Source organism: Streptomyces sp. ISL-99, assembly GCF_018614005.1.
Classification (GTDB): Bacteria; Actinomycetota; Actinomycetes; order Streptomycetales; family Streptomycetaceae; genus Streptomyces; species Streptomyces flavidovirens.
On sequence record NZ_JAGGPC010000084.1, the window covers coordinates 17,770 to 42,550 of the forward strand.

The 24,781-nt window shown below is 68.3% G+C and carries 22 protein-coding genes and 4 pseudogenes; 14 read left to right on the top strand and 12 right to left on the bottom strand.

Annotated features, from left to right (window positions below; genetic code table 11):
* Window positions 1-7: 7 nt before the first annotated feature.
* The gene (locus J7E91_RS33670; RefSeq protein WP_214910928.1) at window positions 8-1,054 is read right to left on the bottom strand and encodes a permease; all 1,047 of its coding nucleotides are present in this window, start codon (window positions 1,052-1,054) and stop codon (window positions 8-10) included.
* Between the two features lie 637 nt (window positions 1,055-1,691).
* Entirely contained in the window at window positions 1,692-2,513 is an 822-nt protein-coding gene (locus tag J7E91_RS33675) for a hypothetical protein (RefSeq protein WP_214910930.1), read from the bottom strand.
* 498 nt (window positions 2,514-3,011) lie between these two features.
* Between J7E91_RS33675 and J7E91_RS33680 the strand changes: the two genes are divergently transcribed.
* The 3 genes from J7E91_RS33680 (at window position 3,012) to J7E91_RS33690 (ending at window position 7,985) form a co-directional block, all read left to right on the top strand.
* Window positions 3,012-5,687, top strand: a complete 2,676-nt coding sequence (locus J7E91_RS33680; RefSeq protein WP_308377544.1) for a DEAD/DEAH box helicase — start codon at window positions 3,012-3,014, stop codon at window positions 5,685-5,687.
* A 697-nt stretch (window positions 5,688-6,384) separates the two neighbouring features.
* Window positions 6,385-6,543 (top strand): LysR family transcriptional regulator, encoded by a 159-nt coding sequence (locus J7E91_RS37140; protein WP_308377545.1) that lies wholly within the window; start codon window positions 6,385-6,387, stop codon window positions 6,541-6,543.
* A gap of 1,199 nt (window positions 6,544-7,742) precedes the next feature.
* A complete protein-coding gene (locus J7E91_RS33690; RefSeq protein WP_214910934.1) occupies window positions 7,743-7,985 on the top strand; it encodes a hypothetical protein in 243 nt (80 codons plus the stop codon).
* A gap of 348 nt (window positions 7,986-8,333) precedes the next feature.
* Here J7E91_RS33690 and J7E91_RS33695 read toward each other — a convergent pair whose 3' ends face one another.
* Complete coding sequence (locus J7E91_RS33695; protein WP_214910936.1) at window positions 8,334-8,660, bottom strand: hypothetical protein; 327 nt, start codon at window positions 8,658-8,660, stop codon at window positions 8,334-8,336.
* Between the two features lie 455 nt (window positions 8,661-9,115).
* Window positions 9,116-9,462, bottom strand: a pseudogene (locus J7E91_RS33700) (VOC family protein); the annotation flags it as partial.
* A gap of 426 nt (window positions 9,463-9,888) precedes the next feature.
* On the opposite strand from J7E91_RS33700, the gene J7E91_RS33705 reads away from it, so the two are divergent.
* Window positions 9,889-10,731, top strand: a complete 843-nt coding sequence (locus J7E91_RS33705) for a hypothetical protein (RefSeq protein ID WP_214910938.1) — start codon at window positions 9,889-9,891, stop codon at window positions 10,729-10,731.
* Between the two features lie 440 nt (window positions 10,732-11,171).
* On the opposite strand, the gene J7E91_RS33710 is transcribed toward J7E91_RS33705, so the two are convergent.
* The 5 genes and pseudogenes from J7E91_RS33710 to J7E91_RS36550 all read right to left on the bottom strand — a co-directional run.
* Window positions 11,172-11,708: a transposase gene (locus tag J7E91_RS33710; protein WP_251016667.1), complete on the bottom strand. Its 537-nt coding sequence runs from the start codon at window positions 11,706-11,708 to the stop codon at window positions 11,172-11,174.
* The gene (locus J7E91_RS33715) at window positions 11,705-12,244 is read right to left on the bottom strand and encodes a winged helix-turn-helix domain-containing protein (protein ID WP_214910942.1); all 540 of its coding nucleotides are present in this window, start codon (window positions 12,242-12,244) and stop codon (window positions 11,705-11,707) included. Before J7E91_RS33715 ends, J7E91_RS33710 begins: the two co-directional genes overlap by 4 nt.
* A gap of 21 nt (window positions 12,245-12,265) precedes the next feature.
* Window positions 12,266-12,655, bottom strand: a complete 390-nt coding sequence (locus J7E91_RS33720) for a hypothetical protein (protein WP_251016660.1) — start codon at window positions 12,653-12,655, stop codon at window positions 12,266-12,268.
* A 216-nt stretch (window positions 12,656-12,871) separates the two neighbouring features.
* Complete coding sequence (locus J7E91_RS33725; RefSeq protein WP_214910944.1) at window positions 12,872-13,327, bottom strand: SMI1/KNR4 family protein; 456 nt, start codon at window positions 13,325-13,327, stop codon at window positions 12,872-12,874.
* A 58-nt stretch (window positions 13,328-13,385) separates the two neighbouring features.
* Window positions 13,386-13,640, bottom strand: a pseudogene (locus J7E91_RS36550) (amino acid ABC transporter substrate-binding protein); the annotation flags it as partial.
* Between the two features lie 249 nt (window positions 13,641-13,889).
* Between J7E91_RS36550 and J7E91_RS33730 the strand changes: the two are divergent.
* The gene (locus J7E91_RS33730; RefSeq protein WP_214910946.1) at window positions 13,890-15,002 is read left to right on the top strand and encodes an ABC transporter substrate-binding protein; all 1,113 of its coding nucleotides are present in this window, start codon (window positions 13,890-13,892) and stop codon (window positions 15,000-15,002) included.
* Window positions 15,003-15,943: 941 nt separating this feature from the next.
* On the opposite strand, the gene J7E91_RS37145 is transcribed toward J7E91_RS33730, so the two are convergent.
* A complete protein-coding gene (locus J7E91_RS37145; protein WP_308377546.1) occupies window positions 15,944-16,267 on the bottom strand; it encodes a transposase in 324 nt (107 codons plus the stop codon).
* On the opposite strand from J7E91_RS37145, the gene J7E91_RS33745 reads away from it, so the two are divergent.
* The 8 genes and pseudogenes from J7E91_RS33745 to J7E91_RS33775 all read left to right on the top strand — a co-directional run bounded on the left by J7E91_RS33745 (window position 16,238) and on the right by J7E91_RS33775 (window position 21,862).
* Complete coding sequence (locus J7E91_RS33745; RefSeq protein ID WP_214910952.1) at window positions 16,238-16,681, top strand: hypothetical protein; 444 nt, start codon at window positions 16,238-16,240, stop codon at window positions 16,679-16,681. The genes J7E91_RS37145 and J7E91_RS33745 overlap by 30 nt on opposite strands.
* The gene (locus J7E91_RS36565) at window positions 16,678-17,013 is read left to right on the top strand and encodes a nucleotidyltransferase domain-containing protein (protein ID WP_374224817.1); all 336 of its coding nucleotides are present in this window, start codon (window positions 16,678-16,680) and stop codon (window positions 17,011-17,013) included. The genes J7E91_RS33745 and J7E91_RS36565 overlap by 4 nt, the downstream gene beginning before the upstream one ends.
* Window positions 17,014-17,440: 427 nt before the next feature.
* Complete coding sequence (locus J7E91_RS33755) at window positions 17,441-18,394, top strand: class I SAM-dependent methyltransferase (RefSeq protein WP_214910954.1); 954 nt, start codon at window positions 17,441-17,443, stop codon at window positions 18,392-18,394.
* 177 nt (window positions 18,395-18,571) lie between these two features.
* Window positions 18,572-18,733, top strand: a pseudogene (locus J7E91_RS37150) (hypoxanthine oxidase); the annotation flags it as partial.
* 149 nt (window positions 18,734-18,882) lie between these two features.
* Window positions 18,883-19,467, top strand: a pseudogene (locus tag J7E91_RS37155) (xanthine dehydrogenase family protein molybdopterin-binding subunit); the annotation flags it as partial.
* Between the two features lie 449 nt (window positions 19,468-19,916).
* Window positions 19,917-20,237, top strand: a complete 321-nt coding sequence (locus J7E91_RS33765) for a hypothetical protein (protein WP_214910956.1) — start codon at window positions 19,917-19,919, stop codon at window positions 20,235-20,237.
* A 12-nt stretch (window positions 20,238-20,249) separates the two neighbouring features.
* Window positions 20,250-20,360, top strand: a complete 111-nt coding sequence (locus tag J7E91_RS33770) for a BBE domain-containing protein (protein ID WP_214910958.1) — start codon at window positions 20,250-20,252, stop codon at window positions 20,358-20,360.
* A 128-nt stretch (window positions 20,361-20,488) separates the two neighbouring features.
* On the top strand, window positions 20,489-21,862 hold the full coding sequence (locus J7E91_RS33775; protein ID WP_214910960.1) for a hypothetical protein: 1,374 nt from the start codon (window positions 20,489-20,491) through the stop codon (window positions 21,860-21,862).
* A 528-nt stretch (window positions 21,863-22,390) separates the two neighbouring features.
* Here the strand turns inward: J7E91_RS33775 and J7E91_RS33780 are convergent.
* Window positions 22,391-22,810: a hypothetical protein gene (locus tag J7E91_RS33780; protein ID WP_214910963.1), complete on the bottom strand. Its 420-nt coding sequence runs from the start codon at window positions 22,808-22,810 to the stop codon at window positions 22,391-22,393.
* 408 nt (window positions 22,811-23,218) lie between these two features.
* Between J7E91_RS33780 and J7E91_RS33785 the strand changes: the two genes are divergently transcribed.
* Window positions 23,219-23,989, top strand: a complete 771-nt coding sequence (locus tag J7E91_RS33785) for a transposase family protein (protein WP_214910964.1) — start codon at window positions 23,219-23,221, stop codon at window positions 23,987-23,989.
* Between the two features lie 126 nt (window positions 23,990-24,115).
* On the opposite strand, the gene J7E91_RS33790 is transcribed toward J7E91_RS33785, so the two are convergent.
* Window positions 24,116-24,760 carry a transposase family protein gene (locus tag J7E91_RS33790; protein ID WP_214910966.1) on the bottom strand — a complete coding sequence of 215 codons (645 nt, stop codon included), beginning with the start codon at window positions 24,758-24,760 and terminating at the stop codon, window positions 24,116-24,118.
* Window positions 24,761-24,781 lie beyond the last annotated feature (21 nt).

The following is a 24,781-nucleotide window of genomic DNA, read 5'->3' on the forward strand; positions in this document are numbered from 1 at the left end:
ATCGGCTTCACAGCAGCCACCATCCGACCACAACGCTGCACGTCACGGCTGTCACCGCCGTCGCTGCCGAGAAGCGCAACGCGAACGCCCGGCCGAAAGTGCCCACCTGTAGAGCGATCAGTTTCAGGTCCACCATGGGCCCGACCACCATGAACGCCAGCCGGGCAGTGGGGGAGAAGCCGGTCAGGGAGGCGGCGACAAATGCGTCGGCCTCCGAGCACACGGCCAGAACGACGGCCAGTGCCGCAAGAAAGAGCACCGACATCCATGGTGAGCCTGCGAACATGTCGAGGACCGAGCGCGGCACGGTCACGTTGAACGCCGCGGCGGCCATCGCACCGAGCACGAGGAAGCCTCCGGCATGCAGGAAGTCGTGCTGGAAACCGAGCCGGAACTCGTTGAGGCGACTGCGGCCGTGTTCATGTCCGGAGTGCCGGGCAGGCATCCGTAGCCAGTCCTCGCGGCCGAACCTCATCCAGAGCCAGCCCATGACCGCAGAGGTTGCCAGTGAAGCGGCGAGCCGGGCCGCGACCATTTCAGGGCTGCCGGGGAATGCCACAGCGGTCGACGCCAGCACGATCGGGTTGATGGCAGGCGCCGAGAGAAGAAAAGCGAAGGCAGCCGCGGGCGTGACGCCACGCCTGATCAAGCTGCCTGCGACCGGTACTGACGCGCATTCACATCCCGGCAATACCGCACCTGCGGCGCTCGCCACGGGGACGGCCAGCGCCGGATTGCGCGGCAGTATGCGTGTGAACAGCTCAGCCGGTACGAAGGCGTTGACAGCTCCGGAGATCAGTGTGCCGAACAGCAGAAAAGGCAAAGCCTGGACGGTGATGGCCACAACGACGGTCTGCCACGCAGTGAATCCCGGATGCCTGAGCCATGTGTCGTTTCCCAACAGCGAGTAGCCGAATTCGCCCGCCAGCAGGGCCAAGGCCAGACCAGCCACGATCAGAGGGACCGGGAGATTGCCGGCGGCGCTCTGTGCAGGCGCCGCCTCGGGGGTGGGGTCCGGCTGCTGCGGCTTGGCCAGTCCTTCCGGGTGACGCATGTGTGCTCCGGTTGTCTGCGAGGGGCAAGACCGTGACCGCCGACCGGCGTGACCCCGCAATCCGGTGAGGCTACGCGTTGCGACGCACGCCACGGGCGACAGGTGGCCGGCAGAGGGCGCTATAAACGACATTCATTTTAAGCACCCTGGGAGAGGTCCATGTCCGGAACACGGTGGCGACTTGGTGCTGCCGGCGTATCGTGCTGTTCTCGCTGCCTGCTGCCACCGAATCTCTGACTCGGATCGTTAGCCCCTTGCTGATTCCTTCACCGCGTCTTCATCAGGTCAGCGAAGTGATTCGGGCCGCGTTACGAAACGGGCGAGCTCCTCGGCGGCACCGCGGGGCAGATCGGCAAACCGCTGCCTCCGGCAGGATCGTGATCACGGTGCGCAACTGTGCGCCGAGGTCCGGCAGCAGGGCCCAGGCCGAAGCGGGGGCGTTGACGGCGGCGAGCAGCAGGTCGCCCTCGTAGAAGTATGCGTCAAGCAGCGGCTCCTCCGGCGAGATGACCCATGGGGCCCATTTCAGCCTTCGATCTGCATGCATCCGCTGCAGTCGGACGCCGTCCAAGGCGGCAAGTGATTACTGCGGACGGGCCAAAGGCTCCGTAACCAGAGCGCGCACGGGATCTCGGACTCAGGTCACTGGGTCCGGTGAGGAGCCTTGATCGGAACACGTGGCCTTCTCTGAGTCCGGCAGGCTGAACCCGACCACGCCGATCTTGGTCGCGCCTCGCTCGACGTTGCTCCCGAGGAAGGATTCCCTCCAGCTGTAGTTGCGCCACTCGCCGCCTGCGTCCTCCTGGACATCCTCAAGCTCAGCGAGCGCGCTGCTGGGGTACGCCTCGGTGTAGGAGTAGCCGCTCTCCCCGAAATCGCACGGCTGCTCCGTCGACTTGAACTTCAGCCGAAGATATTTGAGCTTGACGTCTTCCACCCCGCGGTCGGGAAGCTCCCCCGTCACGGCGACATAGACGGCGACATAGTGCTTCCCGGCGTCAGCCGGCTTACCGGCCAATTCGGGTGTCCAGCTGGTATCCACGGGCTTCACCCGCACACCAAGCCGCATCCCCGGTTCGGTCGTCACGAAGTCCTTGCCGGGGAAGTCGGCGAACCTGGTGTACTCGGGCTGGGAGGCAGTCGGTGACGACTCCGCGCTGGTGGGCGGCGCCTCGCTCTTGGCGTCACTGCCGCCGCCCGAACACCCCGCGACCAGTACAAGAGAGACCACGGCAAGCGTGGTCAGCATGCGAGTCGACACGTTCCCCCTCAGATTGAAACCGAGCCGCATCCTGGCGAGCGCGACCGAATGCGCGCTCAGCAAACGGTGGACAGAGGTCGCCTGTTCGACTTCGTCGTTGCCGATGGAATGTTGGTGGGGTTGGCTGGCAGGGTTGAGGTTGTGCGTGAGTCCAAGGAACAGACGGCCCAGGTCACGGTCGGGGAGCTTGTCCGGCAACGATGGGGGACCGTCCTCGACGAGAAGGACGTGTTGGCCCGTTTCCGGGAACCGGGATGGTCCTATCAGGAACAGGTGCTCCGCTCGTGCCCCGACTGCGAGACACCGCTGCATTCGCTGCGCCGCCCGTACGAGTCAGCGGGTCGTCAGTATCGCTATGTTGCCGTGGTCTGTCCGGCCTGCCCGCGCGCATACACCCTCGCTGACCTGGGGGTGAAGACCTACGGCAAGCTGACAGCCCTTCCCAGGGCCCGTGCCGCCGTGACAGCTCCGGCGATGCCCACGCCACCGAGGCCCGCCACCTCCACCCCGGCCGTGCTCCCCAAGCCGGCGGCATGCCTTCTCCTGGGCCCCTGCCCGTCCGGCCCCGGTGTGACAGTGACCGCGATCGGATCCGTCCCGCCTGGCGCACCTCCCACCAGTCAGCCCACTCCCGTCTGGCCGCCCGATCTCCCCCTCCCCGCGGAGACCGAGAAGCGTGCCCTGTTGTGGTGCAAGGTGACCGACCCTGGATGGCGGCCGTCCAAGCAAGCCCTGGCCGCAGCCGAAGACATCCGCGCCATCACCCCTGCAGATCCGGAATTCGACGCGCTGCGTGCCTTCTTCACCGACCACGGTGGCCAGGTCCGCCGCGCCGGGCACTGGGTTGAGGCTGAGCAGGTCAGTACGGTCGGCGACCTGGGCAACCCCACTGACCTGACCACATGCCCCCTCAATGCCGGCGCGCCGGCGGCAGGCCCGGCCGCGTATGCCGCCCGGGACGCCTTCGCCGCGCAGTGGGACGCCCTGGCCGACCTGCCCTCGAACGAGATGGCCACCTACGTGCCCGTCACCAACCTTGTCCCCGCCGACTGGCAGCGACTGCTGCCGCACCCCACCTTCAACCCCGTCCAGGCTGCCGCCGTTCCTGCCATCCTGGAAAACAACCAGCACACAGTCATCGTTGCTCCCACCGGCGCGGGCAAGACCGCCATCGGCATGGTCGCAGCCCTCCAGACCCACACCCGTGGCCGCAAAGCGGCCTGGCTGGTACCCCAGCGCTCCCTGACCGACGAACTCGACCGCGATCTGGAGACCTGGCGCAGTGCCGGCCGCACCGTCGTACGCCTGACCGGCGAGTACGCCGTCGATGCCGAACTCATCCGCACCGCCGACCTGTGGGTGGCGACCACCGAGAAGTTCGAGGCGATCAGTCGCGCCGGCTCCCTGCGAGCCGCGCTGGCCGAGGTTGGCTGCCTCATCGTCGACGAGGTCCACCTGTTGGGCGACCCCACTCGCGGCCCTGTCCTCGAAGCACTCCTCGCCCGGGTCCGGGAAGACAGCACCCAGGTCCGGATTGTCGGTCTGTCCGCCACGGTCGCCAACGCCGAGCAGGTCGCCGACTGGCTCGGCGCCTGCCTCATCCGCTCGCCCTGGCGCCCCACACGCCTGACCTGGCAACTGCCCGTACTGCCCGAAGCGGCCGACGATCCTGATTGGAACACCCGCGTCCAGATCCGCACCGCGCACGCCGTACGTCTCGCGCGCGGGTTCACCGAGACCCACGGCAGCGTCCTGGTCTTCTGCGGCAGCAAACGAGGCGTGCGTGCTACTGCTCTCGCCCTGGCGGCCGACCGCGGCGTGCCGACCAAGGGCGCCGACGCCGACGACAGCGAACTCGTCGAGCGCCTGTGCACCCGCGCCGGTGTACGCCTCCACTACCGCGACTGGCCCTACAAACGCGCGGCCGAACAAGCCTTCCGCACCCGTCAGGCCGACATCCTGGTCGCGACCTCCACCGTCGCGGCCGGCGTCAACCTCCCCGCCCGGGCTGTCATCGTCCGCGACACCCAGGTCGGCATGGACCGCATCGAGGTCTCCATGGTCCAGCAGATGTTCGGCCGGGCCGGCCGTGTCGGAGCCGGTGAACGCGAGGGCTTCGCCTACCTGCTGACCGGCCCCGCCCAGCGAGTTGAATGGCAGGCCCGCCTTGCCGCCGGGTACACCATCACCTCACGCATCCGCGATCACCTGCCCGACCACGTCCTGGCCGAGGCCGTCCAGGGACGACTGGCCGGCCTGGACCAGGCCGAGACCTGGTGGACCAAGACCTTCGCCCACCACCAGGGACACCACCACCTCGACCCTCTCCATGACGCCCTCGACTTCCTCCACGACGCCGGATACCTCCACCGCACCCCCGACCCCGGCGGCAACGACCGGCTGACCATCACCGAGACCGGCAAACTCACCAGCCGCTTCATGGTCGAATCCGACATCGCCACCACCCTCACCGACGCCCTGTGCCTCCTCCCCGCCCCCGACAACCCCGACGACGCCGAGAACGCCCTCATCACCCTGCTCAGCACCCGCCTGCCCGTTCTCGAACAGGCCCCGTTCACCGACCGCGCCAAAAACGCCCTCTACCAGGTCCTGCGCACAGGCGGACACACCGACGCGCCCGACACCCCGTTCACCCCGGAAGCCGAGGAAGAGGACAAACCCGCTGCCGGTGACCTAGCCCGCGCCGTCCTGCTCCTGGTGGCCAACAGCCCCAAAGCCTTCCGCACCCGCAGCAGTTACATCCTGGGCATCCCCGTCGACTCCATGGCCCAGATCCTCGACGAAGGCCGCCGCTACCTCGCCTGGCTCGCTGCCCAGGGCCAACTCGGCACCATCCACCCCTGGGCCGCCGTCGTCGCAGCCGACTTGACCCAGCGCATCCGCTGGCGCACCCTCGGCCCCCGCCGTGGCTCCGGCCGCCTGCTGTGGATGTGCGAACGCATGGCCACCCCCGCGCACGCCCACCACCTCGTCCCCATCATGTGGCGCGCCGCCCGGCAGCGCGGCATCGACGCCCCCGACTGGCCCGGCACCACACCACCCAGCACCTGCCGCCTCCACCCCGACGACTACCGCGCACTGCTCGCCACCCGCACCACCGGAATCGAACTCGACCACCACCCCGACAGCATCCGCATCCGCGCACCACGCGGTACCCAGGTCCACCTGTGGACCGACCCTGCGGTCGCCCGTCACACCAGCGACGGCACCACCACCGACCTTCCCTACCCCCTGCCCGGCTCCGGCTCAGCCACCTCCGGACACAACCGCGGGGGAGTGGTGTTCACGCGTGGCGACCACCTCGGCATCGGCTGGCTGTCCGCCTACAACGCCATCGGCCCCGGCAAATAACGTACGTGCCCCTGCGGTCGGCGGGCGCGGCACACCGCCGATGCCGGGTGTGCCGGCAGCCAGGCCTTGGCCCTCGTCGCGAGGCCGGAGAGATGCGGGGCCATCGATTCGATGCGCTGGACCAGTGGCGCAAGGCGAGTTCTGGACGCCAGAGAGCGACTCGACACCCAGAGCACGGCTCGGCGACACAACGCCCGAGCACCAGGTTGAACTGGCTCCGAGGCCCGCGGCGATGCGACTGGCCACACCAGACACGCGGACTACTGTTGCGACGGTGCCGCCGCTCTGAGCAGGGGCGGGCGAGATGCTGATCCGGCCGTCGGACGTACGGCAATTACGGTGCCGAGGCCCCGACGCCCGGCCGACTGCACCGACGCAAGCTCGCCCCACTGTGGGGTTCATGCTGATGTCATCACAGCCCCCGTGCCTGCTGGTGCAGCTCACCCACGATCCGGTGCACTCCACTGCCTGGCTCTCCGCCGCGAACCACTCGTCTGCCGATCTGCCGGTCTGCCGCTGTCACTCCACTCCACTCCTTCGCCTCGGCCGCAAGCGAAGCGCAGTCCCCGGCGATCTCCCGATTCCCCAGAGCACACCGGACGGGGGGCAGTCTCGTGCACCCGGTGCGCCGCACGGTAGTAGGCGACCTGCTCCTCGGTCAGACGGCGCGTCGCCGACCGACGCGCTGCGTCTGCTGGTGGCAGTCGCCGACACCGGATCGTTCACCGGGGCCGCTGCCCGGCCCCACTACACCCAGTCCGCGGTGTCCCGACGCATCGCGACGCTGGAGCAGCGGGCGGACGGCCCGCTCTTCGACCGGATCGCCCGCGGCGTACGCCTGAACCCGACCGGATAACCCCTGCACCCGCATGCCGTAGAGGTGCTCGAGCGCCTGGCACGAGCCGAGCGGAGCTCACCGCCCTGCACGCCGACCAGGGCGGCTCGGTGCGGGGTCTGCACTTTCGCCACGGCGAACATCCCGCTGCTGCCCACGGCGCCGCGCGCGTTCACACAGGCCAGGACCAGGGTGGAGACCGTCGTGGTCGAAGGCCGGAGCAGCACCTTGATGGGCGCCTGACGGAAGGAACGCCCGGCCTCGCCGTCACCAGCGACTACCCGTCCGGTCTGAAGTCGGCCGACGGTGTCACGACGACCGTGCTGCTGAAGGACGAACTCTTGGTCGCACTCCGGCGCGGACATCCGCTGGCGGACACCGGTACGGTCGGCTGCGTCAACTGCGCGATGGGTCTGGCTCCAGAGCACTCCCGCGAGCGAGCAGCCCCACGCCCCTCGCCGACGCCTGGGACCGCGCGGGCTTCCGGCCCAGAAAGACGATCAGGATCGCGGAGGGGGCAGGAAAGTTCGGCTACGCCCTCCGCCGGCCTGGACATCACTCTGGTCCCGTCGCTCCCCGCCCGGGCCGTACCCGCCGAACTCGTCCTGTGCCGGATCGGCAGCCGCTCCGGCCGCGACAGCTCTACGGGACCTGCTGCGGGACGCCGCCGACGCGACCCGGTCCTCGGCGCCCGCGCGGCCGTAGCAGCGGGCAATCCCGGCACGTATGCGGCGCTACGCCTGGAGCAGTGACGTTCGGCCATTGGGTGGAAGCCCGGGGCCGGGGGCACAGCGGTACCACGCCGCGTACGCGGCGCTCCGCACCTCCTTGGGCGAGCCCGTCACCGCTCCGAGGTAACGGCACGTCCTCCAACGGATGCGCTACGTGTGCGCCGCCACGTACCCGCGTACAGGTTCAGGGTGAAATTCCCGCACCGAACAGGAGCACACGTATGCGCGCACGACTGGTCGTTGTCGGCATCTCCCTCGCAGCCCTCGCCTCGCTGACTCTCGCCGCCGCCCCTGCCAACGGCGACGACCCCGACCGCCAGCTCGACACAGCGGCGGCGGCCAGCGGCGCCTTCCACGCACCCAAGCTCGCGGTCGCCGCCGGCTTCAAGAGCACGAACGAATGCGTCAGCCACCCGACGCAGGGCGGAATGGGCTACCACTACGTCGACCCGGACAACATCGGCTCCCTGCACCCCGGGCGCGGCGGCCGTGATCTACGCGCCGGACAAGAAGAGCAAGCGCCAACTGGTGGCGGTGGAGTACGTCGTTCCGGACGCCGACCAGAATCCGAAGACCACCAAGGACCGCCCCACGCTGTTCGGCAAGAAGTTCGACGGCCCGTTCACCGACATTGCCGGCCTGCCCGTGCACTACTCCCTGCACGCCTGGCTGTGGAAGGACAACCCCAGCGGTCTCTTCGCGCCGTACAACCCCAGGGTGAAGTGCCCGTAGTCCGGCGGTGCGGCCGCACGTGAGAGCCAGAGGCCCCTGACGATCTCCCGTCAGGGGCCTCTGGCCGATCGCGCGTTCGCAGGAGGCCCGCCCCCGGCGGCCCTCCCGACACACCCTACGGCCGGGCTCACCCCCTCGTCCCGGCGAGGAGGGTCGCGCGGGGCGACGTTGTCACGGCCATCGGGCACGCGGTGTGCTCGGAACCGGGCCTCGCTGGACCGGCGATCTGGACCGCCAGTATCCGGAACGACAAGGTCGCCGAGTGGCGCGTCTACGCGGACACCGCGGAAGTCCGGGAGCGGCTGGTGGTCCGGGATGGCGGCCGGCCGTCCTCGGGCCTGTGGAGGCTCAGGTCGGCAGCGCGACGACCTCCAGGAAGTCGTCGTAAACCTCGCCGTACTGCCTGGCGGCGACGAGGAACATGGAACGGTCGGTCAGGGCTCCGCCCCGCGCGGCCGCTCCTTGTCCGCCGCCCGACAGGTCCGCCAGGCGGCGACCGAGCACCGCGCCTTCGTCGAAGACCGTCCGGAGGGGTTTCACAACGCTGGTCGTGCGGTTCTCGCAGTAGAACGCCGAACAGACGGTGGGCCTTCGGTGTACGGCGACGAGTCGCGGGCGGTGTTCGGGCCGGAAGGCCGGCGAAGACGCCTGCCTGACGTCGGGCGACCAGCTCATGGCGAACTCGAACGGCGGGCCGGGGCCGTACGGGACGTTGTTGGTCGCGCTCCCGGCCCGACAGGCCGAGCAGGCTGGTCCACGAGGAGAGGATATTGCTCCAGCTCTCGCGGTCTCCGGTCTCGGCCAGCTCGGCCAGCTCGGCAAGCTCGGCAAGGAGGATCAGGGCTTCCTCCCGGGCCGCCGCTGCCTCGGTCCGGCGCCCGGCCGCATCCCGCATCTGGGAGTGGCGGACCAAGTCCCACGTCAGGATGGCAAGAGAGGTGCTGCCGGCAGTGAGCTTGCCGCGGGTGGTGTCCACTATGTCGCGAAAACGTCCAAGGCCGCGTCGTGCTGTCCGGCAGCGTCCAGTTCGGCCGCCCACTGAAGCACGGCCCAGAAGGAGACACCCGAGGCGATCCTCCTGGGTGCAGGTGCCCGGATGGTTCTTTGGGTGCACGCTCCCTTCGGCACCTTCAGCTGAGCTGCTCGGCCAGTCCGACGATGATGCCCTCGGGGCCGCGGACGAAGCAGAGCCGATAGCTGTCTTCGTACTGCGCCGGCTCGCCGACGAGTTCGGCGCCGTGGGTGCGCAGGCGGGCAACGACGTCCTTGATGTCGTCGACGGCGAACATGATGCGACGCATGCCCAGCGTGTTCGCCGGCGCGTCCTTCGGCTCGGCGCTGGTCGCCTTCGGCATGTGGAACGTCGCCAGCTCGATTCGGCCGTGGCCGTCCGGGGTTCGCAGCATTGCGATGTCCTGTCGGACGTTGTGTCGAGCCCGATGACACGCTCCACCCAACGTCCCTCGACTGGCGCCTTGGGCGAGCCCCTTGCTGCGTCATCGGGGCGCCTACCGCCATCTCGTCCGACAACGCGGCGTCACTGTTGCCGCCGTCCTCTCCGACCGGCCGACCACCGCCACTGCGGGCTGACAGGGAAACCGAGGAGAGCCTGGACTCAGCACCAGCTCCTGCCCCACCTCACCCTCCCACTGACCGGAAACCGCCCGGCGCCCGACCTCATCGACGTCCGGACCCTGCACGCCGACCCGGACTTCGCCGACCGGGCTCACCGTCTCAAAGCCCTACTCGACAGCTCCGAACGTCAGCGCGCGAACAGCTTCCTGAACCCGAGCGACGCGACACCTACGCCCTGGCGCACCTGGCCCTGCGATCCGTCTCGCCAACTGCCTCGGCATAGCCCCGCGAACCGTCACCATCTCGCGTGCTCCCTGCCCTTCGCCACGTGGGCAGCGACCCGGAAGCCATAGACCGCGTCGACGCGGCACGGCTGCGGCGGCAGCACCCGAACGAGCAGGAAGCGATCCACCGGCTGCCACCAAAGCACAGCGCGCCCCGCATGCTCCTGAACATTGTCTCGCCACTCGACGACTGCCTCCTCGCCAACTGCCTCGGTGCGGTGGCGGTGGCGCGTGTGCTCGCGACCTCGTCGTCTGCACCACGGTGGCCGCCATACGTGTGGGGAACCGGGGCGCCCGCCGTGCCCGTCGTACAGGACATGGAAAGCAACATGTCACAGACCCCGTTGGCCCCGCCCGACCATCCAGCCACCCCCGACGAGTGGCGTGCCCTGGTGGCCGACTGGGACTCCCTCCGGCACGGGTACTACCTCGGTGACAAGGACGAGGCCGTCGTCCGGTGCGTCCGCCACCTTCGCGCGGAGATGACGGGCTCCCACTCCCTCTTGTGGACGCTCGGGCTGGTCGTCCTGTCCCCGTACGTCGGTTGGGGCAACCCGGGGCCCGGTGTCGAGGCACCGGTGATCGACGTGCTCTCAGCGGTGGCACGTGCGCACGAAGGACGCGTATGCGGGCACGAACGGCATCCCTTCGAGCCATTCGAAGATGACTTGGACCTGTGCCTCGACCGGCTTCCAGGCGCGCTGGAGGTTCTGAGCAATCCCGAAACGGTGAGGTTCGGAAACCTGGGCCTTGATGACGAAGAGGAGGACAACGACTTCCGGAACGAGGAGAGCGCCCTGACCGGACCGGAGTTGCTGGAACGGTGGCACTGTCCGCGCAATATCGCCGGATTCGCCAGATTGGCCCTCGATTACATCGGCGGCTGAGGTCCGGAGTACGGCGAGCAGGCGCTGGGGCTCAGCGACAGATTCTCCCGGTGGGGCGTGGAACAAGTCGTGGACGTGGCGAGCACGTAAACGATGTTGCGCCCCAACGCTCAGCCCCCAAAAGCAGCAACAGCCCCTCGGCTCCCGTTCGCAGAAGTGTCACAGAGACGGTTTTCCAGAACGGACACAAGCCGGATGCTTCACGCGGCTAGGCGGCTGGGCTGAACTGCCGGGGGTTCAGAAACAGGTAGTGAGCTTGTTGTTTATGGTCCGGCGTCGATCGCGGCCTCCAGTCTGGATGTCAGTCCCACGCGTTGAAGAGCACTCCGCCCAACGTGGTGATGTCGTAGTAGCGCACCTCACGCCACTCGCCCTGTGTGAGCACTGAGGTATCCACGTGTGAGAGCGGTGTGGCGAGTTGTTCACTGCTACTGAGGTTTTCAGGGTGGGGTCGGTGGGTTGATGGCCAGGCTTGTGGCGGTGAGACAGCCGTCGATCAGGCGGGGCCGGAGTTGGATCCTGCGTAACTCGCTGCGGAGCTTGCGGTCGAGCTCGTCGGGTGTGGTGAAAGCGGTGTTGGCCATCGCTCTGCGCACGAGTGACCAGACGGCCTCGACGGGATTCAGGTCGGGCGCATACGGCGGAAGCCGGACGGTGGTGAGCCAGTCGTGCTCGGCCTCGTACCGCTTCAGCCCCGCGGCCAGATGGGTGTTGAGGTTGTCCCAGACCACCACGATCGGGCCGTCGAGCTGGATGTGTGCCCGCACCAGGAGGTCGCGATAGTCCTTCCACGAGAAGCTCTTGCGTGCGCCCTTGAGCAGGAGGTGCGTGCGGGGCCGGTGGATGAGACGGCTCTTCTCGCCGGGCTTGTAGCAACACAGCGCGGCGACCGAGGTCCGGCGGCGGGACCTGCCGCGCACACGGATGACGGGAGTGTGCCCGCGCCGGCCCCAGGTGTGGGCGCGGGGCGGCGTCATCGAGAAGCCGGCTTCGTCCTCGAAGACGATCCAGGCCCCGCATGCCGCCGCGAGCCTTTTACCCGGGGCCACACCTCCTTCTTCCACAGCTCCACCGCGTGCTCGTCACGCTCCAGTGCTCTGCGGGCGGGTGCCTGCCAGGACCAGCGGTGCCGTTTCAGAAGCCGCCACACCGTCGCCACCGACAGGCTTACTCGCAGCCGACGGCGGATCACCGTCTGAACCCGGACCAGGGTCCAGCGTTCGTCTTCGAAGCCGTGCGTCGCCGGGCCTTTGCCGAGTTCCTCCTCCAGCACGGCGAACTGGGCGTCGGTGATGGTCGGTGAGTTCGCCGGACCCGCAGAACGCAGGCCCTCCATGCCGCCCTCGCGCCAGGCACGGCGCCAGCGTTCCACCGACCGCACGCTCACTCGCAGGTCCTTCGCGATCACCGCGGTCTTCTCACCCGCCGCGAACCGTTGCCCGGCCTGAAGCCGGATCCCCTCACGAAACACCCGACGCTCAGCGGTCAGGCCCCCACCCTCCGAATACCTCACCCCACCGGCATACCGCAGGGATCATGAACCGTCACTACCCGACGACGACACGAAAACCTCAGTAAGGACCACGAAGCCCGCGTTGGTGAAGGCGTGAGCCCACGGCAGCGGGGCGAGGAACTCCTCTCCGTACCAGTCCCGACGCGTCTGGGCGAAGGCGATCCAGGGGTGATGAGCGTGACACAGGACGATGTTCTCGCCTGCGCGCCTGATGATCGTTGCGGTGTGGAAGGTCCGGGGGTACGCCTGTTCCTCCACCTCACCTACTTCACCTCCGGCGACGCGGGAAGCGGCATACAGAGCGGCGCGAAACGCACGCAGGTCAGTCGTTGGGAGCGGGCCGTCCTGCGGCCGGAAGAAACCTGTCGCGCCCCGCGACAGCGTGAAGTCGATGTTTCCCTCGTTGACCATGCCGCTCATTTTGCCTGGCGCGAGGCGTATCGGTGGTCGTAGGTGTCGTGACTGTCGGTTCATACTGCGCGTCTGGGTTTGGTGCCCACTGTCTGCGTAGGTGAGTTCTGAGCGCGCTGGGCGGGATTTCTCTCGTTCGATGTTGGTGAGCAACGAGAGCAGTTCGTGTGGCCGTGTCGGCCCTTCAGGTGTTCGGGTAGGGGTCCGTCACTCCGGTCAGGACCAGTCGGCGCCACTCGCGCCAGTGGACGCACCACGGTGGGCGGGTCTAGTTGATGCTGATGGCGTCGGTGTGGCGGCCGCAGACGAGGACGGGCCACTGGTCGAGGTCGCCGCGGTGGTGACCCAGCAGAGGACGTCCGCACCAGGGGTGCGGCGCCAGATCATGATGTCGTCGGGGTCGACCTCGGGACGCCAGTGTTCGGGGGTGTGGTGCCGGGTCTCCTGTGCGCCTGGCGTGTCGTCGGCAATGCTTCCGGGCCGGTAGTCGCTGTCCGGGACGGGAACGGGGCGGAGGACGTGGGCGACACCGCCGATGCCGCCGGCGCCGTAGGTCTCGAGGAAGGACTGGCACTCCGCGGGCAGGCGGGTTCCCAGCCGGCAATCGATGGCCGCCCAGTCGATCTGCTCATTGACGCCGGTGTCGGTCGGCATGATCTGCGCCAGCGCCACGATTTGGGGATCAGCCTCAAGTACGGACAACTCTGGGCAGTCGGACCTCCGTGCTCTCTCAGCTGGCGTGAAGGATCCGAAAGCGATCGGGTTCCGCAGGGTCCCGATCAACGACTTGGATGGGTGTCCAAGCCCATTGCCAAACGCTGATGCCTGGCGTGCGGGAGAACTGGATCTGCCCGCAGGTGCCTTCGACTGCAACGCGCGGCCAGGGTTCGGCAGTGCGCGCCCGGTCCGCGCCGTGAGAGCCCAGCACTTCGGCGAGGATGGCGACCGTGTCGTAGCCCTCGAAGGCGACGAAGGAGGGCGCTTCGGGCTGGGGCCTGATTCAGAAGCGACCTTCTGAGGTGCAGGCCCTCGTTGGTGCCGATGACGATGAAGCTTGGCAGCCCAGCGAACAAATAATCGGTTGCCTATGGGCGATGGTGGTGGATCCAATGACCGGCATGATCACCCGGGCGCGCCCGCCGCGGCGAAACGTGATGAACGGGAACCGCCGGCCCCGACCGGCGCGCGATCCGGGCGGACCGCGACCGCATCGTCCCAGGGGAGAGGCCACCCGATGAACACGTCACCATCGCTGTCCGGAGCGGAACTCACAGACGGGTCGTCCGTACGTCTGGGCGCTCTCGTCCCGCTGACGCGGCCCGGCTGGGTCGAGGCGGGCCGACACCTGCTCGCAGGACTCGACCTGGCCGTTCGCGAGGTCAACGACGCCGGCGGGATCGACGGCAGACCACTGGAGCTGGTGGTCCGGGACACCGCGGCCGATCCGGAGCGGGCCGCGGCGGCCGTGGACGAACTGGCCGGCCTGGGCGTGGCCGCCGTGGCGGGCGAGTACCACAGCGTCGTCGCCCGCGCCGCCGCCGCCCGGGCCGACGCCCTCGGCGTGCCGTTCCTCTGCTCATCCGCGGTGCTCGACGCGCTCACCGAGGAGCCGACGGAGTGGGTCGCGCGCCTGGCCCCGGCCCAGTCCCACGGCTGGCGAATCTACGCCGGCTTCCTCCTCGGCGCGGGCCGGCGTCGGATCGCCGTGGCGACCCAGCCGAGCGTCTACTGGGCGTCCGGGACCCGCGTCCTGCGGGACCACCTCGCTCCCCGCGGCGGCACCGTCGTCGAACTCGACACGAACGCGCTCACCCCCGAGGCCCTGTGCGACGCGCTCGTCGACCACGGCGCGACGGCGCTCCTCCTGCTGGTCGGCCATCCGGAGCCGGCGGTGCCGATCGTCACGGCCGTCCGGGGCGACCGGCGGCTCGCGCAGATCCTGATCGGCGCTCCGGCCGGGCAACCGGAGTTCGCCGAATGGGCCGCGGTGCTGGGCGAGGACGGTGCCGGGATCCCCTTCCTGCGATATCTGCCCGAGCGACTCGGTCCGCTCGGCGAACGCGTCGGGAAGGAGCTCCGCGAGCGGCTGGGCGAAGCACCCTCCTTCACCGCCTTCGAGGGCTGGGACACCGTCGCAGTCCTCGCCGACGTACTGCGTTCCCACGGCACGGACCGGGCGGCCATCGCCGAGTCATGGCCGCGCGTGGCGGTCGAGGGAACCCGCGGACCGATCCGGTTCTCCCGCACGCCGGGCATCAGCGTTTGGCAATGGGCTTGGACACCCATCCAAGTTGTTGATCGGGACCCGGCGGAGCCTGATCGCTTTCGGATCCTCCACGCCGGCTGAGAGAGCATTGAGTTCCGACTGCCCAGATCTGTCCGAGCTTGAGGCTGTCTACCTCTACCTCTACCTGTCTACGTGTCCATACGGGCTCTCAGCTTCGCGGCGGGGGCCACGACCGCATTCTCGGACTGTCGTGCGGCAGTCGGCGCCAGGGGGTGTCTTATCGGCAAGGCACCCCCTGGTGAGCGTTGCGTTCTGCGGCGGCATGCCACCAGCCAGGTGGAGATGTGCCGGTGACCTTGGCGGTGGGCTGGTCGGGATGGAGTCCGAGCCGTCGCAGCGCGCTGGTGTGGATGCGGATGTCGAACCAACCGTGCCAGTGGCCGTTAGGGCCGATGCCACAGGCCAAACTCCATTGGATCTCGTCCGGGTCGAAGGGCATCCAGTCGATGCCGCGGTCGCGCAGTCAAGCGCGGGCGGCCGCCGTCGGGTGGAGGCGGCCCGGCAGATTTTCGTGATCGAAGCGTGGCGGCCGGCCACCGGCGAGGCCGCGCCGCCGCCGGTAGCCAGCTTGGGCAGCAGGCTCGGGAATGGTCGCTTGATACCTCGTCCGCGCAGGTGGGCGCGGTTGGCGCGAGAACTGTGGGCCCGGTCGGCCCGCACGCGATCAGGTCGGACGTGGGGACGGCCCCGCCCGAGCCGAGGAACCCGGATCGCCGCCAAGACTGCCCGGAACTGCGGGGAGTCGCCCCACGGGCCGGGCTTGATGAGGAGCGAGAGCGGACGTTGACGCTGTTCCCAGGCCAGGTGAATCTTTGTGCTCAGCCCGCCCCAGGACCGCCCCAGCGCGTGGTCGGCCGGCTCGGTCTTCAGCCCGCCGGGCGGCTCCTTTTGCAGAGCCCTTCTCGACGCTCCAGCAGCGTGCTGGTGGGCGCCGCAGACGGTGGAGTCGACATGGACGTCCCAGGTGATGAGGCCCTTCGCGTCAGCGGCCTGGAGCCGGGTCACCATACGAGCCCACGTGCCACCCGTTGCCAACGCCGGAACAGTCCGTAGACCGTCTCCCACTTGTCATACTGCGCAGGGACATCGCGTCGCCATGGCGCCCCGGTCCGCGTCCGCCACCGTACGCCGTCCATCACCGCTATAGGGGCGGTTGTGGTGGGCAGTTGGTGTTGACGGTCTCGTCGGTTCGGAGAAGGGGACTGTCGTTTCCTGGGTAGGGCGGATGACGCTCGTGTAGGTGCGAGTTGGTTGATTCTGGGGTGGGGGAGTGGGGGTCTCGCTACGCTCGGTTTATGCCTTCGTTTGCGGGTGATCCGCGTCATGAGCGTCTCGTTGCTGTCCTTGTGCCGTTGCTGCGCCGGTCGTGTCCCCCTGATGGGGGAGGGTTCGGTGGGGCGTATGAGTTGCGGCTGGCTGTTGATGAGGCCGAGGCGCTGGGTGGGGTTGATCTGATCCGTTCGGCGATGCGTAAGGCGGCCCGGTCGTTGGGCTGGTCGCGGCTTCAGACGTTCGGTGGTTCCTACCCGCAGGTTGCTGTGGCGGGTGTGGTGGACCAGCGGGAGGTCCCGGAGGAATTCGCGGCGGCGGTCGAGGAGTACCGGATGGGCCGGATGAGGGCTTCGGCCGAGGTGGTGTCGCAGACGCTTCAGGACGGTAGGCGCAGGGCGGTGCCGGGTTCTGTGTATGTGACGACGCAGGAGTTCCGTGCTGCTGTCGATGAGGGCGTGCCGGGGTGAGGCGTGAGCGGGCGACTCGGCTGCTGGAAGACTTGATCACTCGTCTTGAGCAGGGCGGTTGGCCGCTGGGTCTCGTGGACGAGGTGTACGTCTTCGGGTCGTACGTGCGCGGGGCTCTGGAGCCGAACGACGTTGATGTCGTGGTGGAGCACGGTACGGACAAGCGATGGCTGGGAGAGTCGCTGTACGCATCGATCAACGGCAGGGACGCGTACGTGGGGATGCGACAGGCTCTTCGTGGCCCGTACACGGGGCATCTCCTTTCAGTTCCGTGGCCGGGACATCCTGCGGGACGAGGGCTTCGAGTTGTTCCTGCTCTGGCGCAAGGGTGAGTCGTTCTCTTTGGCTCGCGATCGCCTTGCCTCATTGAAGGAGGATCCAGAAGCCGTGAACGACTCTCAGCACTTGCAGCGCACAGAAAATCGAAATCATCGTGAATCTATTGGTTCGGTGAGTTGCCGATTGGCGGCGAGTGGCGGTGAGCCTGTCACCGGCTTCGGAGACCGGGCAGCCGTGCGGCCTTGGCTTGCAGTCGTGGGTACGCGCCGTCCGCGTTGAAGAATGCCCTGCCGCGGCCCACGTCGGGGGAGGGTTCGCAAGTACCTGGCGACGCACCGGCTTCCGCGCCACCGTCAAGGAATAATGGGCTTCCGAGGGGTATTTGCTTCGAGGTTCAGGTGCCGCGTCCGTGGGCGGCAGGCGGCCCGGTGCGTTTATCGGCGCCGTGTTGCATTTGGCCACCCTGGCCAGGCTGGACTCATGACCGAATGGGACGCCGATGCCGGAGTGAGCTATAAACGGCGCGGCAGTTTGTGGTTGCTTGGCGGGCTGGTGTGGAAGGTATGGGAAATGTCAACGGATCTTCCTGGTGTGTCGGAAACGTCCCTGTGGACGGTGTATCACCGTGCGGCTGAGGCGGGACGTACGAATACCGTGCTGTCTGACCCGCAAGCGGTGCGGTTGGTCTCCGAACTGTGCTTCCCTTTCCGTGAACATTTCGGCAAACCCAGGGCATGGGTGGCACAGGCCATCGCCCTGCGCGCGCTCACTTTCGACCGTGTGGTCAAACAGTTCCTCACGACGCATCCGGACGGCACGGTAATCGCTCTCGGCGAGGGACTGGAGACACAGTTCTGGCGAGTGGACAACGGGCGAGTGCAATGGATCACTGTTGACCTGGCCGATCAAATTGAGCTGCGCCGCCAGGTTCTGCCGCATGGCCCACGCCAGGTGGCGGTGACCTGTGATGTCAGGGACCACCGCTGGATGAACGGCATCCACAGCGCTGGAGGGGTGCTGGTCACCGCGCAAGGCCTGCTGATGTATCTGGAGCACGACCACGTCACTGAGCTGATCACTGCGTGCGCTGAAGCATTTCCCGGCGCGACGATGGTGTTCGACACGGTGTCACGCCGTTTCAGTGCCCGCTCCCGCCGCGGCGGCAAAGGACCGGGCGGCTACCGCCTGCCCCCCATGCCCTGGGGGATGGACCCGCCCGCACGGCGAGAATTGCAGACTTCCATTCCGGCTGTCAGTACCGCAGAAGAGGTGGCCTGGGCGCCCGGCAGGGGGCTCGTCGGCTACCTCACCTCTCATGCCGGGCAGGTACCACAGTTGCGCAACAACCGTCCCCTGATCACTCGCTTGCGGTTCGCCCGTACCGAGGATGAGGCTGAATACCCCAAGCCCAGCGGCCTCGGCAGCCGGCCGTAGAACGGGACTTGCAAGGAAGATGTTCGGCAACGACGTGAGTGAGCCCATAGCGGTAGTCGGCTGAGCCGGCCAGTTCGTGGACGATCAGTTGGTCGACGAGCGGGTGGGGGGCCGAGGCCGCAGGCTCTCGGTCTCCCCTTGATCCTCATCGACTCTCATCCATTCCTGTGAAGATCCGTGCCGCCCCTTGGCCGACCGGAGGTCGAGGACGTCGTCACGGGCAGGGCCCGCTTCACCCTCGACCGCCCGAACCCCGCAGGACTGTTGCACGTCAAGCTGGTCCGCTCGGAGCACCAGCACGCCCGCGTCGTCGGCATCGATATCACCGAAGCCCTCGCCGTATCAGGAGTTCATCGCGTCCTCACCCATCACGACGCCCCCAAGGCATGCTTCTCCACCGCCCTGCACGAACTCGCGGATGAAGACCCGGCCGACATCCGCGCCTGGACGACGTCGTCCGTGACGCCGGGCAGCGTGTCGCGGCGATCGTGGCCGACAGCGAAGCCGCCGCCGAAGAGGGCTGCCGCCGCGTCCGCATCACCTACCAAACCTTGCCCGCCGTCACCGGCCCCGAAGAGGCCCTGTCGGCCGCTGCCCCGCACATCCACCCCCGCGGCAACGTCGTCGACGAACTGCACATCATCCGCGGGGACATCGACGCCGGGCTGGCCGAGGCGGACTTCTGCTACGAGGGCACCTTCCGCACGCATCGAGTTCAGCACGCCGCCCTGGAAACCCACGCCAGCCTCGTCTGGGAAGGCGATGACGGACGGCTGCACGTCCATACCGCCCCCCAGGCACCTCACCTGACCCGCCGGCTCCTGGCCACGGTGTTCGGCCTGCCGCCCAAGCGCCTGCATGTCACCGCCGCACGTGTCGGCGGCGCGTTCGGCGGAAAGCAGGAAATGCTCACTGAGGACATCGCCGTGCTCGCCGCGCTGCGCACCGGGCGGCACGTCAAACTGGAGTACACCCGAGCCGAGGAGTTCACCGCCACCACGCGCCACCCCTTCCATGTCCGGGTGAAGATCGCAGCACGTTGCGACGGCACGCTCACGGCACTGCGGCTGCACGTCCTGTGCGACACCGGCGCCTACGGCAACCACGGCCCCGCCGTCCTGCGTCTGGCCGGTGTGCGGCGCGGGAAGAAACTTCGGCGTGGTGACGGAGTTCGAGTTCCGGCTCAACCCCGTGGGGCCCGCGGTGGTCGCCCGCCGGTCCTGTGGCCCATGGAGGAGGCGCCGGACGTTCTGCGCTTCTACCGGGACTGGATCACCGACGTACCGGACGAGCTGACGACCATCGTCGTCCACCGCCAGGCCCCGCCGCTCCCCGCCATCCCGCCCGAGCTGCACGGAAGGCCGGTCGTAGCAGTGATCAATCGTTACGCCGGGGACATCAAGGCGGGTCAGGACGTCCTGCGACCGCTGCGGTCCTTCGGGACGCCGCTGCTGGATCTGTGCGCGCCCAAGCCGTACGTACAGCATCAGGCCATGTTCGACCCGTCGTTCCGCCCCGGGGGGTGGTACCACTTCCGGGCCTGCGCGTCGACCGGCTCAGCGACGAGGTCATCAACATCACGGCCGAGCACGCGTTGCGGATCACCTCTCCGCTCTCGGCCTGCGGGATCTTCCGCCTCGGCGGTGCCGTCGCCGGCGTCGGTGAGGACGAGACCGCGTTCAGCGGCCGGGGCACGGTCCACACCTTCAACATCGACATCAACATCAACGGCGACTGCGAGTCCGCCAACGGCTTCGCAGTCGAGCGCCAGTGGGTGCGCGACTCCTGGTCCGCGCTGGAGCCCTGCCACGACGGTGTCTACGTCAACTTCCTCATGGACTAGGGCGCGGAACGCGTGCGGCAGGCGTACGGAGAGGACGGGCTCCGCCGGTTGCGCGCGCTCAAGCAGCACTACGACCCGGCCAACGTCTTCCGCTCCAACCAGAAGATCACTCCGGACGGCTGAACGGGATGCTGCGCCGCGCGGGTGAATGTCGGTGGCGTGCCACGCTGACACGGAATCAGTCACAGGGTGAACATTGGCAGGGGTGCTTCGCGTCGGTTGATGCAGCGGGGATACAACCATGCCCGGAAGTGGCGGGTCCGCAAGCGCGGTGGGTACGTCCCGTTGCTCGTCCTGACCTTCCTGGGAGCGCGGCGGGCGGCGACAGCGCCTTCGCGGTGCTCCAGGCCCGGCTGCGCGGGCCGCAGGGCGTCCCGGAACAGCGGATGGAACGCGAGCCGGACTGGATGGAGCAGTTGTGGGCGAGCCAGCAACCGGAGGCCGTCGCGGAAGAGGAGTACAGGAGACGTCGCCGGACCGAAGGTGACATCGTCCGGACCAAACGGGAGTCGGCGGAGCGGGAGGAACGGCGGCGGGCGGAGCGCAGGCGGGAGGAGAAGGAGCGCGAGGACGAGGAGCAGAGATGGCGGGACGACACCATGTGCGCGTGGCTGGTCCCGCTGCTCGTGGGATCCGTCACCACCCACCGCCACCAGAACACCCCGTACGAGTTCCTTGAGGGCTGGGTACGGCGGGTCGGCGCTGCGGACCGGGCCGATGCCCCGGCCCTCGACCTCACGGTGGAGGTGGCTCTGGCGCAGGGTTTCAAGTACGCGGCGAACCGCCGCCACCGGCATCCGCATGCCCGGGCCGAGGCCCGCGAGTACCTCAGCGGGCAGGCCTGGGACATGCTCAAGCGCACCCGGTTCTGGTTCACCCGGCTCACGCTGCTGCACGCGCTGACCCTGTGGGCGCTGCCCGACGGGGGCGCGGTGACACGCCCGGAGAACGGACCGGGCTCCGATCCTGCCGAACAGGTACGTCAGTGGCTCGCCCTCCCGGACGGCGAGCCGCAGCACCCCTTCGTCGAGGCGGCGGCCGAGCTGTGCGTGTGGGCCATGGAGACCCGCCAGCCGGAGCGGTTCCTGTGGATCGACGAGTCCGGCGTCGCCGCCCACGTCGGCTCGCAGACGGCCCCACGGGGCGAAGCGCGCAAGCACCACCTGTGGATTCCGCCCTCCACCGGCTGGAGTTCCCTGCACCCGCGCGCCCAGCAGCTCCTCGCCGATGTCCTCCTGCTGCTCAACCTCGCCGAGCGGGGCGACTGGCCCAAGGACAGGCTGCGGCGTCTTCAGCACACGGTGCGGCCGGACCTGCCGCCGTGTCTCACCCGGGACCGCGGCCCGCTCGACCCCGGTCGTACGGTCGTCCGTACGCCCGCGTCGCAGGCGGGTTCCAATTGCCGGGACGACTGCGCCTTCGAACTGTGCCCGTACCCGCCCAAGGGCCTGGACGGCCACCGGGTCGAGCTGAGCGAGGCCTTCTGCCGGGCGCAGTCCACGCAACTGTCGCGGTCTCTTCTCCGCCCTCAGGCGCCCTGGCAGAGACGCACGGATGTCGCCGGGCTGAGGCGGTTCTGGGAGCGTATGGGCGAGCGGGCGCAGAACAACGCCCGGCCCAGATGACTCGCGCCGCGTACGAGCCGGACTCGCCGGCGGCTGCCGGGGTGTGTGGCACTCCGTGCTGAGGCGGCGCACTCGCGCATCGCCATGGCCTGGCCGAGGACCCGTCGTAGGGCCATCGCGGCGGGACCGGCAAAGGTCGCTCTGCGGCGTCGCCCCTCGCGTACTGCGTGAACCATCGCGTACCGGGTGCACCCTCTCGTGCTCGGTGAACACCGAGCTCACCAGGACGCGGCGGTTGCGGCGGTCGCGACGGCGACCGCCGCCAGACGCCCGTAATCGAGGGTGTCCGGAGTGACGGTCGGCCGGTGGTAGTGGCGGTTCCGGAAACTCGCCGTACCGGTGATATCAGTGCCGGAATCCCCGCGTTCCAGAAGGACGCGTGGTCGCTGCGGTGCTGACTGTCGCTCCGTTGTGGTGGCGCTGTTGCATGTCTGTGTCGGCTTGGAACTGCGGAGTGCCCACACACCGCTGACCAGAGCTCATGAAGGCCCCGACCATTTCCCTCCGGTCGGGGCCTTCGCCATGCCATCAGACGAGGGGGCGGACAACTCGCCATGCCACCGCCGCGGGTTTCCTCCACGGCTCGATCGTCTGCTGGAGCACCTGCTCGCCCACCTCGACGCAGAAGTCCAGCGCCGTGTCGAAACCGTCCCCGATGTCTTCGAGCACGTCGGCAACGCACTCGACCGCCGCCTCGCCCACCTCGACGCAGAAGTCCAAGGCGTCATCGATGTCGTCAAGCAGATCGTCGGCAACGTAGTCGAGCCCTGCCCTCGTAGCGTCCTCGACCAGGCTGCCCGCAGCAGCTCCAGCTGCTTCGCCCGCCGCCTCTGCTGCCACTTCCCCGAACTTGTCCTCAATCTGCGACTCCACGACGATTCGGACCACAGCCTTCGCCGCGCCGCCCGTGGCCTTGCTCGCGGCAGAGAACACTTGCTCCTTGTCCAATTGACCTTCACCTCGCAACCCAATGGCGAGGCACCCCAGTTGAAGGCGCGTCGCCGCATGACCTTTCACTGTTGAACCTCTGGGCGATGACGGCAGTTCCCGGTCAAGCAGCAGCGGTCAGAGCACTTGCAGCGCACAAGGCGCACATTGGGGCGCGCGATGACAACCCCAACAAGGGCGCCAGGGGTCTTCGCGTTCCGCTCCCTAATCTCCCGACCTGCAAGATGATGTCCCCCTCATCACGCAACGTCCCTGGGGGACCATGCGCACCCGCACCACCACGGCCGCACTCGCCGCCGCCCTGCTGATCCCCCAGCCTCACCGCGTGCGGCAGCACCGAGGACGCAGCGGGACGCGAAGGCCACTAAAGCGTGTTGCAGAAGGCTGTGAGGCGGGCATTTCCCCTGCATGCGTGGGGTGTTGAGGGCTGAGCCGTTGTGGGTGGAGACGTTCACCGGGTTGCGGATGCGGCAGTTCGAGCGGCTGCTGAAGGTAGTGCGGGAACGGGGTGGGAACGGTCCCGGCGGTGGTCGGCCGTGGCGCTTGCCGCTGGCGGAACGGGTGCTGCTGGTGGCCGTCTACTACCGCACGAACCTCACGATGCGGCAGCTCGCGCCGCTGTTCGGATGCTCGCCGGCAACGGTGTGCCGGGTCATCCAGCGACTGCGGCCCCTCCTCGCGCTGGAGCCGGCCCCGCGGCCCGTCGCCGATGTCGAGCGGTTGTGGATCGTGGACGGCACCTTGATCCCGGTCCGTGACCGGAAGGTCGGCGCATCCTCACGTAACTACCGGTTCTCGGCGAACGTGCAGGTCATCATCGACGCCGACACCAAGCTGGTGGTGGCCACAGCCCGTCCCGCGCCTGGCAATCGGGCGGACGCCCGCGTCTGGAGGGAATCCGGCCTGGCGGAACAGTGTCAGGGCGTGACCGTGCTGGGCGACGGCGCCTATATCAACACAGGGCTCGTCGTCCCGCACCGCAAACGGCCCGGCCGAGCGTTACTTCCGGGCGAGGAGGCGGACAACGCCGAGCATCGCCGGGTGCGCGCCCGCGTCGAGCACGCCTTCGCCCGCATGAAGCACTTCAAGATCCTCCGCGACTGCCGACAGCGCGGCAACGGTCTCCACCACGCAGTCCAGGCCGTCGCCCACATGCACAACCTCGCCCTGGCCACATGAACAGACCGGACACGAACCCGGCCCTGACCTGCCCAGTTACAGCCTTCTGCAACACGCTTTAAGCGCTGTCCCGTAAATAAGCTCGGGTATGTGCGGGGTCTGTTGGTCGCTGACCGGTCCGGTCGTCTATCCAGCGAGGGTGAGGCTGTGCAGGCGGGCGATGCCGAGCGTGGCGTGGTGGACGCCGTCGCCTTTGAGGCGACGGTGGGGCATGACGAGGCCAGTGCCCGGATAACCGCCGTCGGTGATCGTCATGGTCTTGCCGACGGCGGCCTTGGCGCCGGATTCCTCCCACGCTTTGCAGTCGTTGCGGTTGCCGGGCAGGGGCCTACCGACCGCGACGACCAAGCGGATGTCGGCGTCGATGACGACCTGGTGGTTGGTGGAGTACCGGTAGTTCTTTGACTGCGCAGCCACCGTGTGGTCGCGGGTAGGGACCAGGGTGCCGTCCACGATCAGCACGGTGTCCTTGCGGAATCGCTTACGAGGCTGGAGCGCGAGCCGTGGGCCAAGGTGGTCGATAACGCGGTCCGCCGCGGACTTCGAGACGCCGAACAACGGGGCGAGCTGGCGCAACGTCAGGTTCGTGCGCCAGTAGGCGGCTACCAGCAGGATCCGGTCCTCCAGTGGAAGGCCCCACGGCCTGCCCTTGCGAACCGGGTCCGCACCCTCACGCCGCATCGCGGTGACCAGCTTGCCGAACTGCCGTGGGCTCAGTCCGCTGAATGGGGCTATCCAAGACGGCTCCGACGCCGTGATCACACCAGCCACCACGAGATCATCTCACTCGTG